Source organism: Peribacillus sp. NPDC097224, assembly GCF_044761985.1.
GTDB lineage: Bacteria > Bacillota > Bacilli > Bacillales > DSM-1321 > Peribacillus.
In genome coordinates, this window is record NZ_JBIWDK010000002.1 from 594,313 (window position 1) to 607,619 (window position 13,307).

Annotated in this window: 12 protein-coding genes; 1 reads left to right on the top strand and 11 read right to left on the bottom strand. The window is 40.0% G+C overall.

The window, feature by feature from the left end; all coding sequences use genetic code 11:
- Positions 1–13: 13 nt before the first annotated feature.
- A complete protein-coding gene (locus ACIQXR_RS06335; RefSeq protein ID WP_402870003.1) occupies positions 14–1,084 on the bottom strand; it encodes a DUF5105 domain-containing protein in 1,071 nt (356 codons plus the stop codon).
- A gap of 606 nt (positions 1,085–1,690) precedes the next feature.
- Positions 1,691–3,136 (bottom strand): DEAD/DEAH box helicase, encoded by a 1,446-nt coding sequence (locus ACIQXR_RS06340; RefSeq protein WP_402870001.1) that lies wholly within the window; start codon positions 3,134–3,136, stop codon positions 1,691–1,693.
- Between the two features lie 333 nt (positions 3,137–3,469).
- On the opposite strand from ACIQXR_RS06340, the gene ACIQXR_RS06345 reads away from it, so the two are divergent.
- The gene (locus ACIQXR_RS06345) at positions 3,470–3,802 is read left to right on the top strand and encodes a heme oxygenase (protein ID WP_402869999.1); all 333 of its coding nucleotides are present in this window, start codon (positions 3,470–3,472) and stop codon (positions 3,800–3,802) included.
- Between the two features lie 138 nt (positions 3,803–3,940).
- Here ACIQXR_RS06345 and rlmN read toward each other — a convergent pair whose 3' ends face one another.
- The 9 genes from rlmN to yycF all read right to left on the bottom strand — a co-directional run bounded on the left by rlmN (position 3,941) and on the right by yycF (position 13,132).
- A complete protein-coding gene (gene rlmN / locus ACIQXR_RS06350) occupies positions 3,941–5,008 on the bottom strand; it encodes a dual-specificity RNA methyltransferase RlmN (protein WP_402869997.1) in 1,068 nt (355 codons plus the stop codon).
- Between the two features lie 77 nt (positions 5,009–5,085).
- Entirely contained in the window at positions 5,086–5,565 is a 480-nt protein-coding gene (rlmH, locus tag ACIQXR_RS06355; protein ID WP_402869994.1) for a 23S rRNA (pseudouridine(1915)-N(3))-methyltransferase RlmH, read from the bottom strand.
- 322 nt (positions 5,566–5,887) lie between these two features.
- Positions 5,888–6,049, bottom strand: coding sequence for a CxxH/CxxC protein (locus ACIQXR_RS06360; protein WP_402869992.1), 162 nt, complete (start codon positions 6,047–6,049; stop codon positions 5,888–5,890).
- A gap of 169 nt (positions 6,050–6,218) precedes the next feature.
- Positions 6,219–7,427, bottom strand: a complete 1,209-nt coding sequence (locus tag ACIQXR_RS06365; protein ID WP_402869987.1) for a S1C family serine protease — start codon at positions 7,425–7,427, stop codon at positions 6,219–6,221.
- 255 nt (positions 7,428–7,682) lie between these two features.
- A complete protein-coding gene (locus ACIQXR_RS06370) occupies positions 7,683–8,477 on the bottom strand; it encodes an MBL fold metallo-hydrolase (protein WP_402869984.1) in 795 nt (264 codons plus the stop codon).
- Between the two features lie 6 nt (positions 8,478–8,483).
- Positions 8,484–9,278, bottom strand: coding sequence for a two-component system regulatory protein YycI (locus tag ACIQXR_RS06375; protein ID WP_402869982.1), 795 nt, complete (start codon positions 9,276–9,278; stop codon positions 8,484–8,486).
- Positions 9,265–10,590, bottom strand: coding sequence for a YycH family regulatory protein (locus tag ACIQXR_RS06380; RefSeq protein WP_402869980.1), 1,326 nt, complete (start codon positions 10,588–10,590; stop codon positions 9,265–9,267). Before ACIQXR_RS06380 ends, ACIQXR_RS06375 begins: the two co-directional genes overlap by 14 nt.
- Complete coding sequence (gene walK / locus ACIQXR_RS06385; protein WP_402869978.1) at positions 10,587–12,419, bottom strand: cell wall metabolism sensor histidine kinase WalK; 1,833 nt, start codon at positions 12,417–12,419, stop codon at positions 10,587–10,589. The genes ACIQXR_RS06380 and walK overlap by 4 nt, the downstream gene beginning before the upstream one ends.
- 5 nt (positions 12,420–12,424) lie before the next feature.
- On the bottom strand, positions 12,425–13,132 hold the full coding sequence (yycF, locus tag ACIQXR_RS06390; RefSeq protein WP_402869975.1) for a response regulator YycF: 708 nt from the start codon (positions 13,130–13,132) through the stop codon (positions 12,425–12,427).
- Positions 13,133–13,307 lie beyond the last annotated feature (175 nt).

Sequence of the window (13,307 nt, forward strand, 5' to 3'; positions counted from 1 at the left end):
TCTCACTGCTCCTTTAATATTTTGATCCTGCAGCAAAAATATTCGTTAATCTTTCTTGACCATCTTGTGATGAATTAACGTTCCACTTTCCATCCTCTTCTATCATATGAATCTTTAAATCTTCGCCTTCTTCTACTTCTTGGTTATTTATGATTTTATCGAATTTAGATATTAAATACTTTTTGGTACCTTTTTCATCGTATTTTTTCGTTTTTTCTCTATATTCATATTGGTATTCTGAAAGGTCTTCATATATGTTTCGCAATGAAACCGTTGAGAATTCAATTAGCACCACGGCTTTTCCATTTGCCTTGGCAGATGTGACCGTTTTAAACTCGGCCTTTTGTGACTGAGCCGATTTATAAGCAGCATAAAGTTTATCTACTTCTTCATCAGTCAATTTCCCTACAAAGTACCTTTTTATTTTCTCTTTGAATACCTTTTTCGCTTCTTCCTGTATAACCGCTTTGTCAGCAGATACTAATTTTTCATAATCACTATTGTCCTTATCCAGGTATATCGAATCAATATAAGCAGCTAACGCTTTCGCCGGGTCTTGAAGGGCGTCAAAACTTTCAGCATAATCTGCCGTATTCACCTTAACGATCACTTCTTCAATTTTCTTTTCATAGTCTTCTGAAGCCGCTTTTATCCCTATTTCATACTCTTTATCTTTTTCTACTTCAAAAAAGCCTGTGGTCGTTTTCGTTTTGCCGGCACCCAAATCGCCACTAGACTCAAACTCAATCCCTACGTTGGTGTTATATGCATCTGAAATGGCATTTGTCTCTTCATCGCCATCGTATAACTTAAATCCATCTCTTGTTGAGAGTCGAATGCCATCCTTTGATTTATTACTCAACTTAAATTTAACCGCCAGGACTCCTTTTTCTGTACCTTCTTCAGCCACACCATCATCTTTTCCAAGTAGCACAAAAGATGCATCCTCAATGGATACCTCTAAATCCTTATTCTTACTCTTGCTATCGCTCTTTTTTTCCGAAGATCCACTAGAACTGCTGCATGCAGATAACAACAGCATACAAATAAACAATAGCGAAATACCCTTTAACTTAGACACCATCAAAATTCCCCCCTATAAATAAGTAAAAGACCGCACACTTTCCAGCGAGATCTTTGGATAGGGAAAAAGAATACCGAGAACCATTAGTTAATGCAGATCAATGATTTAGACTAGTATGTATTGGATTCTTTTTCCACTTATCTTTATTTACCTCTAATCGACCTACCACAAACCCAAAAACAACCTATTTTATGAATATTTTGGTATAATTTTTATAGTTGAACAGGCATAAAGTATATAGGTCATATCCACTTCTTTACTTTCATGAGCCATTTTAACCATTCCCCTATTAAACCAAAAAGCCCGTTACGATTTTTACCCATAAATTAAAACTGCACACAAAAAAAGATCATCCCTTAGGACGACCTTTATATCAATTGCTAACACTATGTAACTCACGGTAATAAAGCTCTTTCTATCTTCGCACATGTTTTTCGCCGGGAAAACCAAGGATAGGATGTCCAGTGAAGTCTCCGGGTAGCCTCTGATGTGGCACTCCTTAGAAAGGTGAATGTTTCCGTTGTTTCACTAGTATTAGAGCGAACCCGGCCTTACAAGAATCGGAAAAGATATATGTACGTCTTTTCCGGTTCTTCCTGCCATTTATCATTTATTTGCCTCGGAAACCTTCAAAACCTTGCCTTTGACTTTCGTATTCTTCATCACTTTCAAGACCAGCGGACCTTTTCCATTCAATATCTCTACATAGGAAACATTATCCTGAATGGTTATAATGCCGATGTCCTCTGCCTTTACTCCATCTATTTTTGCAATGGTACCCACGAAATCGACGGCCCTGATTTTCTTTTTCTTGCCGCCATTAAAATACAGCTTCATAATTTGTCTGTTAAGCTGTTCACTTTTACTTTTTTTAATTTTTGGCCGTGTCTTTAGCTTCGCTTCAAAATCATTCTTCATGTCCAAGACATATTCTTTTGATGGAGCCGGCATGGTAGGGATCGTAAATCCGATATAGCTTTGAATCTCGGTGAGGAACTTACCTTCGAATGGAGTCACAAATGTGATTGCCTTCCCCTGTTTACCCGCACGTCCTGTTCTACCTGTACGATGGACATAGCTTTCCTTTTCAAGTGGAAGGTCATAATTGATGACATGGGTGATATTATCAATATCAATTCCACGTGCCGCTACATCCGTCGCGACTAGATAGCGGAATTCACCTCTTCTGAACTCGTCCATCACTGCCAGGCGGTCCTCCTGAAGCATCCCTCCATGGATCATATCGCATGGATACTCTAATTCCACTAACTGCTCACATACTTGGTCGACCTTGTCTTTTGTGCGACAGAAAATGATGCAGCTATCTGGATTTTCGACAATCGTAACATCTCTAAGCAGGGTAAACTTTTCATCTTCCTTGACTTCAATAACAGCATGTTCGATTTTTTCAGTCGTTAAGCCGGTTGACTTTATTTCAATATCCAAAGGTTCCTTCATATATTTATGGCACAGTTTTTTAATGCTCTCTGGTAACGTAGCAGAAAACAGCATCGTCACACGATCCTGCGGAAGTACTTTAATGATGGCTTCCACTTGCTCGATGAATCCCATATTTAACATTTCATCGGCTTCATCGATTACCAAATGGGTTAATCGGTCTAAAGCGAATGTACCTCTTTCAATATGATCAAGGACACGTCCAGGCGTTCCCACAACCACGTGGCTCTTTTGCTTCAACTCCGCTTTTTGCTGGGCAAAAGGAGATTTTCCATATACCGCAGTTGCCTTAATTCGTTTAAATCTACCAATATTTGTAATATCTTCTTTAATCTGTACGGCAAGCTCTCGCGTTGGTGTTAAAATGAGTGCCTGTGGCTTATTCTCCTGCCAATCGACCATATCACAGAGCGGTATGCCGAATGCAGCCGTTTTTCCGCTTCCCGTTTGCGACTTCACGACCAGGTCCCTTTTTTGCAAAGCAACAGGAATCACTTCACGTTGCACTTCCGTTGGATGCTGATAGCCTAGGCTTTCCAACGCCCGAACGATTTCATCACTTAATTTATAATCAATAAACTTAATTTCCGTCATATAACAGCCTCTTTTATTGTTTAGTATCTTGCTTTATTGTTTCCGTAATTGTTATTTCCTTATACTAAATTCTATTATACGCGATATGCATCAATAAACCTTATAATTCCTAAACCAATTCCCGCTTCAAAGACTTCCTTTCATGCCATCCGGGTATAATACTTTTTGAAAGACAAATAATAAGATGGTTCGATATATACTCAAAACAGCAAATCCAGTATAGAATTCATTATCAACAGTTATTGATTAATCAAAATGGATTATAAGCTTAATAATGTGCTAAAATATGTATGTAATGAATCAGTTAAATAACCTTAAAAGGAGAGATTAATGATGATAATCGTAGCGAATAAAATCAAAGTAAAAAAAGGAATGGGAGCAGTAATGGCACCAGGCTTTACGGCACCAGGCCCTCTAGATACGACAGAAGGCTTCGTTAAAGTTGAAGTATTGTTAACACAAAACTTAACGGACTACGACGAACTAAACGTGAATATGTACTGGGAAAACATGGACAGCTTTACTGCATGGAGAAACAGTGACGCGTTTAAAGCTGCACATAAACGTCCAGAACCTTCTTCAGATGAAGCTAAAAAAGAATCACCAATTATCGGTAGCGAAATTGTCACATATGAAATCGCTTCTGTAAAAGAAATCGCTAAATAATCAACTTCTCATTTAAATGAGGCTGTATCCTTACAGCCCCATTTTTCTTGTTTTTAGAAGCATGGCCGTTCATCTTTCAGCATAAAAAAACAGTATGTGTGCAAAAACATACTGTTTTTTCTATACATGGGGCCTTTCTCAGTTGGCCTCTGCTTTTTTGATTTGTTTACTTCTTAACTGACCACAGGCAGCATCTATATCCGTACCATGTTCCTGACGGATTTTACAATTCACGCCTCGTTTTTTCAGCGTATCATAAAATGCTAGCACTGACTCCTTCTCGCTTCTTTGATATTGACTGTGTTCATCTACAGGGTTATATGGAATCAAGTTTACATATAAACGATGTTTCTTGTCATCAAGCAATTCGGCAAGTTGTTCGGCTTCTTCTCGATGATCGTTGACGTCCCTCAATAGGATATACTCAATCGTAATTCTACGATTCGTTTTTTCCAAGTAATAATCCAATGACTTCATTAATTTTTCGATTGGAATGCCACGATTTATTTTCATGATTCTCGTTCTTAGTTCATTATTCGGGGCATGTAAAGAAATGGCCAAATTAACCTGTAATTGAGTATCGGTGAATTCATAGATTTTATTAGCCAGCCCACTCGTGGAAACAGTAATGCGTCTTGCTGCAATAGCCAACCCTTTATGGTCCATGATGACCTTCAAAAAGTCGATCATATTATCGAAATTATCAAAAGGCTCGCCAATCCCCATTACGACTACATGACTGACGATATCCCCTTGTCCCAACTGATCAAGATGGAGTTGAACATTCATGATCTGTTCCACTATTTCTCCAGCAGTTAAGTCACGGCTCTTCGCTAATAAACCGCTTGCGCAAAAACTACAGCCTATATTACAGCCTACTTGGGTAGTGACACAAACGGATATCCCATACTTATGGCGCATCATGACCGTTTCAATCAGGTTACCATCCAGTAATTTGAATAGAAACTTGATTGTCCCATCCGCCGACTCCTGTTTAACATGTTCAGTCAAAGTCTGGATGACAAAGTTTTCTTCCAGCAGTTGAATGCACTCTTTATTAACATCTGTCATATCAGAGAAATCCGTAACGCGCGTCCGATAAAGCCATTCCCAGACTTGGGTTGCCCGGAATTTTTTATGGCCATGCTCCAAAAGCCAAGCTGTCAATTGTTCAAATGTTAATCCATAAATGGACTCTTTATTCATATGGTTACCCTCTTTTCATAACGTTAAGATTAAATTCTTTACCTAGCTAACGCTACCACCCATCATCGATTGGGTGATTATTTATGGTATGGCTCATTTCTATTTATCCGAAACGCCCGATAGATCTGTTCCAACAAAACTAACTTCATGAGTTGATGCGGAAAGGTCATTTTAGAAAAAGAAAGGGCATAATCGCTTCTAGAAATCACATCGGCACTAAGCCCCAGTGAACCACCAATAATAAAGGCAAGTTTGCTTTTTCCATAAGTGGCAAGTTGGTCAATATGGGTCGCAAGTTGCTCAGAAGTGAGCTGTTTCCCATTGATTTCAAGCATAATCACATAAGTATCCTGGCTAATTTTCGCCAAGATCCGTTCACCTTCTCTTTGCTTGACGATATCCATATCCGCTGCACTCAAGTTTTCTGGTGCCTTTTCATCAGGCACTTCTATAAAATCTATATTAGCATAGGCTCCTAGCCGTTTTGTATATTCGGCCATTCCTTGCTTTAAGTATTTTTCTTTGAGCTTGCCAACCGTAATGATCGTTATCTTCATATATATCCTCTGACTTTCCATATGTTTTTAGTTCAATTGTTGGAAGTACCTCCTATTATCATACCTTAGAGAGACCCATAAACAAAACAAGCAAATCCTTTCCAAATCCAAAAGTTAAGATTTAAGAGACTTACCTATAAAGAATATTGGACTATATTTGCTTCCTAAATAACAAAAAACCAGCCCTTCTAAAAGAAAGTGCCGGTGGTTTTTTGTTATGACTTTTTCCAGTATTTTAGTCTTTCAAAATAGGTTACGAACAGGTTATCCACAAAACTTATCCACATATCCACAATTTCTATCCACATCTTGTATGGGAATATTAGTTCCCTACTAGATATATTGCCACGTTTCGACAATATTCACAGGTTGTTGATAACTTATTTTCTTCTGAAACCAGCGTTAATAACGGATACGTTTCACACTCATATACAACTTCATCGAGCGCCATATCAACGTGTTCCTGACAACAATATAGGTTCATTCCTCATTCTCCTTTTCATTTTTTATTGGCCAATCTTTTGATGCCACTTATCCACAATTCGTTTAGTATTCATCATATTCGGCAAAATATCCACAAGTAATGGTATCAAACGATAATAAAAACACAAGCAAAAAAACAGGGAAAGCAAAACTCCCCTGCTTTATTGCTTTTAGATTTCTCCACTTGAAAGCTTAATTTCTGCGGTTTCCTTTTTCCCATCTCGGTAATAAGTGATTTTTACAGTGTCGCCAATTTTCTTTTCATTGTACAGGTACTTCCTCAATTCAACGATATCATGAATTTTTTCATTATCCATACCAACAATTACATCAAATTCCTCTAGGCCTGCTTTTGCCGCTGGTGAGTTACTTTGAACGCCAGTCACAGCCACACCAGATGTTACTTTGTTTGGCAATTTTAATGTATTCTGCTGATGATACTGTGAAATTTCCTCCACTGATGCCAGGTTGACGCCTAAGTAGGCACGTTTCACTTCACCATATTTCTCAATATCACTGATAATAGGAATCGCTGAATCAATCGGGATGGATAGACCAATGCCTTCTACAGCATTTTCCGCAATCTTCATGGAATTGATCCCAATGACCTGACCGGACATGTTCACGAGGGCCCCGCCACTATTTCCTGGGTTAATTGCCGCATCGGTTTGGATAACTTCTGCATTCCAGTCTACCTGCCCGTCCTCATCGATATCCACTTCAATGGTACGCTCTACTCCTGAGATGATTCCTTGTGTAACGGATCCAGAGAATTGAAGTCCTAATGGGTTACCGATCGCTATGACTGGTTCACCTGGCTTTAATTTTTCGGTTGTGCCAAACTCTGCTACCGTCTTAACTTTATCCGCTTCCACTACCACGACAGCTAAATCCGTCCAAGGGTCACTTCCTTGTAGCTCGGCAGGTAGCTTGGTTCCATCACTTAACGTGACCTCTAACTCATTAGCATTCTCGATAACATGATTGTTCGTGACAATATAGGCTTTGCCACCATCCTTTTTATATACGACTCCAGATCCAGTACCCGCTTCGGCTGAACTGCTTTCGTTGCCTTTTCCGCCCCAGAAGGAAGTTTCCTGAATATTGGAGATGCCAACAACTGCATCGCTTGCCTTATCAACCGCACCCGTGACAGCACTTGTGACCTCTACGGAAACTTTCTGCTGAATTGGCTTGGCCTCTTCACCATCCGTTGAATTTTCCGTCTGGTTTGGGTTTGTTTCATCATTTAATACCCCACCGCCCGGGAATGCTAATAAAATCAGCAGAGCCCCAATGATGGCGCCTCCTAAGCCTGATAGAAAATAACCTGTACGGCTTCCTTTTTTCTGTTTATTTTGGTTCTCTTCGTTCTCCAAGACCGCTCCATCCTCTCTTTTTAGGAATGAATTATAGCAATTACTAGTGTTTGATATCCACCCTTAATTATACTCAATTAACAAGAAATATCTAAAAAAATGTATGCCATATTTAGCTTTCTGCCTCTTTTTTTATCATCATTTTTCTATTCATTCAGTACTAACCAACCAATACCCTTTTTAATCCCCTTACTAACTAACCCATTAAAAATAAAAAAGGAATGAAGCAGGTTTCCCCACTCATTCCTTTACTCATTATAGTGTAACAAGCTCTGTTGGTCTTTTGGGATCCGTATCGTAGAGCGAAAACTGCTCGCCAACAATAATCCCTTTCGTTTTTAAGGTTTGCTCCACTGACATTCTTGCAAGGTCTTTCATATTATTATCCATACTTAAATGGGCTAAGTATATCCGTTTCGTCTTGTCCCCTGCCACTTCACTCATGGCAAGAGCAGCATCTTCATTGCATACATGTCCAACATCGCTTAAAATCCGGCGTTTGATGCTCCATGGATATCGACCCATCCGAAGCATGGACACATCATGGTTGCTCTCAAACACATAGGCATCGGCATTCGTGATGATGCCTTTCATCCGATCGCTGACATAACCTGTGTCGGTTATGACCACAAGTTTTTTTCCTCCCTGATGGAACACATAAAACATCGGCTCGGCGGCATCATGAGATACACCAAAGGATTCAATATCAAGGCTTCCAAAGGTTTTGACTTGTTCCATTTCAAAGGCGAATTTCTGTTCAGGAGAAATCTCCCCGATGGAACGCTCCATTGCTTGCCATGTCTTTGTATTCGCATAAATGGGGAGCTTATGTTTTCTAGCGACGACTCCCAGACCTTTAATGTGGTCGCTATGTTCATGCGTAACCAGGATTCCAGAAAGCTTGGACATATCTCGGCCGATATCCTGAAATAATCCTTCCAAGGCTTTCCCACTCAATCCCGCATCGACAAGGAAAGATTGGTCCTCCGTCTCCACGAACAAGGCATTTCCCGTACTCCCACTTGCGAGTACACTAAAATGCATAGTCATCTATACTCACTCCAGTATTTTTTCTTCTGTATTTAACTCAATCACTTCGCCATCGAACGCATTTACGAATAAATCCGTTTCATCGTTCACGACTACCCACCATGTCGGTACAAGAAGATGTGAGAACGATGTGGTTTGCAACGAATTATAAAACCCAAGCTTTACGTCCGTAACTTCGTCTTTTGATACGATATCACCATGACTATATAAGGCATAAACAGCATCCAGGTCGGAATACAGCTCCTTCGGTTTATTGAACTTTTCAATTCCCACTAAATATGTCTGCTCATAGGAGGTCACTTCGGCTTCCTTATTCAGATACAAAGTGACCTTTCCTTTACTGTTGTTAAAAAACATCTTATTGTCGGAAACCTGATAGCAAATGATGGTTTGATTATCCTTATCATAGCTCCAAAACCCATATTCACTTCCGTATAAAATGTGATCCTTCAGGAATATGGTAACATCCGCGGGATGAATTTCTTTGCCTAAACTGATGGGCGTTTTTAATGAACCGACCAGCTTATTCCCATCTATAATATTTACTTTCTGGTTGTTTAGATTCTTTAGTTCTTTCTTATCAAATGTTTTACTTTTTGCAATTAAGAATTGATCCTTTACCTTTTGCTTCGAGAGCGGAATGGTTTTGATCTCGTCTTCTTTTAGAACTTCCTCATAGGAAGACTCTGCAATGAATTCATATTGGTTATCATTGATTTTCTCAAGAAACTGATACAGTAAAAATATATTCAATATGAAAAATACCATTATGAATATGGATTTTGTATTATTCCAATCCATCGTTATCGCCTCCTGCATTTTCGTCAACAGGCGCAATCAACCACTTTTCACCGGAACGGTAATACCAAGTTGGTTCCAGTGTAACGAGAGTAACGAGTTTAGAGTCCAACGATTTGTTTAACTTATAACCTATTGAAATATCTTGCACACTATCGAGATCGATGTTCCCGTTCTCTTCCAGCTGGTTCAACACTTCATTTCCTGTAGGCAATGTCACTACAGATCCTTCTGATGGCAAGACGGAAGCCAATGAGAAGTAGGGACGTTGATAACTATAAATATCTTCCTTCCCCCAAATCTGCTCGATTTCAGTCATTCCATATTCGTTGAAAGCTGGATAACCATCTATAAATAAACGGAATACCACACGCTGCTCATTTTCCGACATATAATCAAATCGGTAATTACTACCTTCCCACCCGGCATGATCATTGATGAAATCAATGCTTTTTTCCAACAGCTCACTAGAACTGCTGAACACTTTACTCTTTTGGGCAGGGTTTATATACGAGAGAATATAATTTTCATTGTTGACTGACAACAGTCTTGTTCCGTCGGAGTATTCCTCGCCTCGGGTTACCGTTTCTTGACGAACATATTTAGGATTACTGAATAAGGCATCTTTCAGATTCTTAACGTCCAGATAATCTATATAATATTGATATCGGTTGACTTCCACGGGCTTTTCCGGAACAAAAATCGTCCTTTTATCATGTAACGTATGAGCTGTATAGGTAGGATAACTTTTATTATAGAACTTCTCACTGAACTTTCTAAGGTCCTTAGTAGGGACCATTCCTTGATGGATTTGTTCATGATCATAAGATACGAAATAAACGGCTGATTGGTCACCGCTGATATCCTTCTGCTTGATCACGATCCGGTCAAAGGTAAAGCTCGACATATCTTCGTCCTTTACATCCAGTACCGTTTTATATAAAGACATCGGAACATCATCGGAAAAGTTGATCTCGATTGATCTATCCTCATGGACGAAATCATCGAAGTCCCTTTGAATCATCTTCAATGACATCTGCTTTATATCACTAAACGTCCATTGTGAAAACTCTTTCTCCATTCTTTCGATTTTTTCGGGATCGATTGTCTGGAAATGCTGGCCGTTGCGATGAAAAAGAACACTGACGGGTTTTATGACATCACTGACAATTTGTTCATCACTCTTGATTTTAATCAGATCGGATTCATCGATTTTTTTATATTCAGGCTCGTACGTCCAAATACTCCATGTCAAGAAAACGCTTGTCCCAACTAAAATAATCAGTATGATACTTTTCGCACGTTCAAAATTCATGCCCAATCATCCTCTTCTTCCTGTTCGTAAGGAAGTGTAAAGAACACCGTAGTTCCTTTTCCATCCACACTTTCCGCCCAAATTTTGCCTCCATGGGCAACGACCATTTCCTTTGCAATCGCCAGCCCAAGTCCAGTCCCTCCAAGATTCCTTGCCCGCGCTTTATCCACTCGGTAAAACCGGTCAAAAATCTTATCGATCACTTTTTTAGGGATACCGACACCTTGATCGGTTACGCTAATTACGATAAAGTTTTCCTTTGGCCTGATACGGAATGTCACTTGACCTCCTTCAGGAGAATACTTCAAGGAATTCGAGATGATATTATAAAGAACCTGGGTGATCTTGTCTTCATCAATGTCGACAAAATACGCGTCCTTTGGTATGTCTCTTTTAAAAGTAATATCGTCATTTTTCGTCATTTCAAAACGATCGATAATATGGTCATAGAACTTATTCAGATTCACCCATCCGGTTTTAAGCCGGTAATCTTTACTGTCCATTTTTGAAAGCTGTAACAGGTCATTTACAAGCCTGATCATCCGCTCCGTTTCATTTTGTGTGACACTTAAAAAGGCAGGGGCAATCTCTTCATCTTTCCAGGCACCTTCAGCCAATGCCTCGAGATAGCTTCTCATCGTCGTGAGCGGCGTACGCAACTCATGGGATACATTAGCGACAAACTCTCTTCGCTCCCCTTCTATCTTTTCCTGCTCAGTAATATCATGGAGCACTGTAATCAAACCATTAACGAAGCCCGTTTCCTTTTGGATGACGGAAAAATTCCCTCTTAAAATAAACGGTTGACCCTTTTTGCTGTAATCAAGGATGATGGACTCCCTTTCTTCCAGTAAATCTTCGAATTTATATTCTTCCTCAAGTCCCAACAATTCGATGATTGGTTGGTTCATGACGGCTTCACGTGAGACATTCAAAAGCTGTGCGGCAGGTTCATTTATCAAATTCACCCGGCCACGCCTATCCGTCGATATAACGCCATCCGTCATGTTGGTGAGAACAGATGAAAGCTTCCGTCTCTCCCCTTCCGTACTCGATTGCGACTCTTGAAGTTTCTTAGTCAAGTTATTGAAGGTAACGGCTAGCTGCCCTATTTCGTCATCGCCATATACTTTTACCTTTCGTGAGAAATTCCCTTTGGCCATCACCAACGCCTGTTTTCTCATATCAGACATTGGCCGTGTGATGGTCCGCGCAAGCAGAATCCCCAAAATGGCTGTTATGGCCAGAGCGATGGCCGTGCCAGTCATGAAAATGGCGTTGATTTCATCCATTTGTTCGAAGACATTCTCCATCTCCGCAATGACATAGACCGCTCCTATCACCGTACCATTCGCTTCAATGGGTGTTGAAAGGACCCATACACGCCTGCCAGTATTCGGATCTCTATATATTTCATGATCCTCGCCACCATAAGTCAACGTGTTCTTGATGATCGGCAGTGTCGTTTTCTTTCCTACAATCTCTTGGTTACCGGGATCGGACGTCCCAATCACCCGCCTGCTGCGGGTATCGATAACGCGCACTTCCGAAATATCATTCGTTGAGTTGTCGCGATCTTTCAATACCGTATTAATGGCTTCTTCGAGTGTAGGGTCTTCCTCCCCCCTCGATTTCTCCATTTCTTCCCCAATGCTATAGGTAAGCAGGTTAACATGGCCCTTGATCGACTTTGTGAAATTCCCGACGAGATTTTCTTCCAATTCCCCGACAAAATACACCCCAATTATTTGCATGGCTACGAAAATAAGCAACACATAAATCAGGACGAATTTAAAATGAATTGAACGAAAAAAACCAACCTTTTTCATAGATATTACTCCTGTTCAGGGTTACGCAGGTAATAACCGACCCCTCGTCTAGTTACGATCCAACCTGGGTGACTTGGGTTATCCTCAATCTTTTCACGGAGGCGTCTAACGGTTACATCGACTGTTCGGACATCGCCAAAGTAATCATATCCCCACACAGTTTGCAATAAGTGCTCCCTTGTCATGACCTGGCCAATATGTTTAGCTAAATAATGAAGCAGCTCGAATTCTCGGTGCGTTAACTCAATCGTCTCTCCACGCTTAGACACGACATATGCATCAGGATGGATGGTAAGATTGCCTATTGTAATTTCTTTTGGCTCATTTTCTTGATCTGGCACCGGAACGGCTTGTTGACGTCTTAAGTTTGCCTTTACCCGAGCAATTATTTCCCGGGTACTAAACGGCTTCGTCACATAATCGTCCGCACCAAGCTCTAATCCTAAGACTTTATCGATTTCCGAATCTTTTGCTGTTAACATGATGATTGGCGTTTCATATTTCTTTCTTACTTCTCTGCAAACTTCCATCCCATCACGCTGTGGAAGCATGATATCAAGTAAAATCAAATCAGGTTGAAGCTCTTCCACCATTTTTAGAGCTTCATTGCCATCATATGCACAGGAAACATCGTACCCTTCCTTTTTTAAATTGAATTGTAAAATATCTGCAATCGGCTTTTCATCGTCCACTACTAGAATTTTCTTATCCATCTACCTATCTCCTTTTAAAGCATAACTTTACTCTATAAAAAACATGTCCTTATCCGGGACGTTTATTCGTATTGTCCTGATGTTCATACTGACCTTCGTACTAGTAATGCAAATCCTCACACTATATATTCCCTAAAAAACGGTCAAAACACCTAAATCGAGCACATTGTACCTC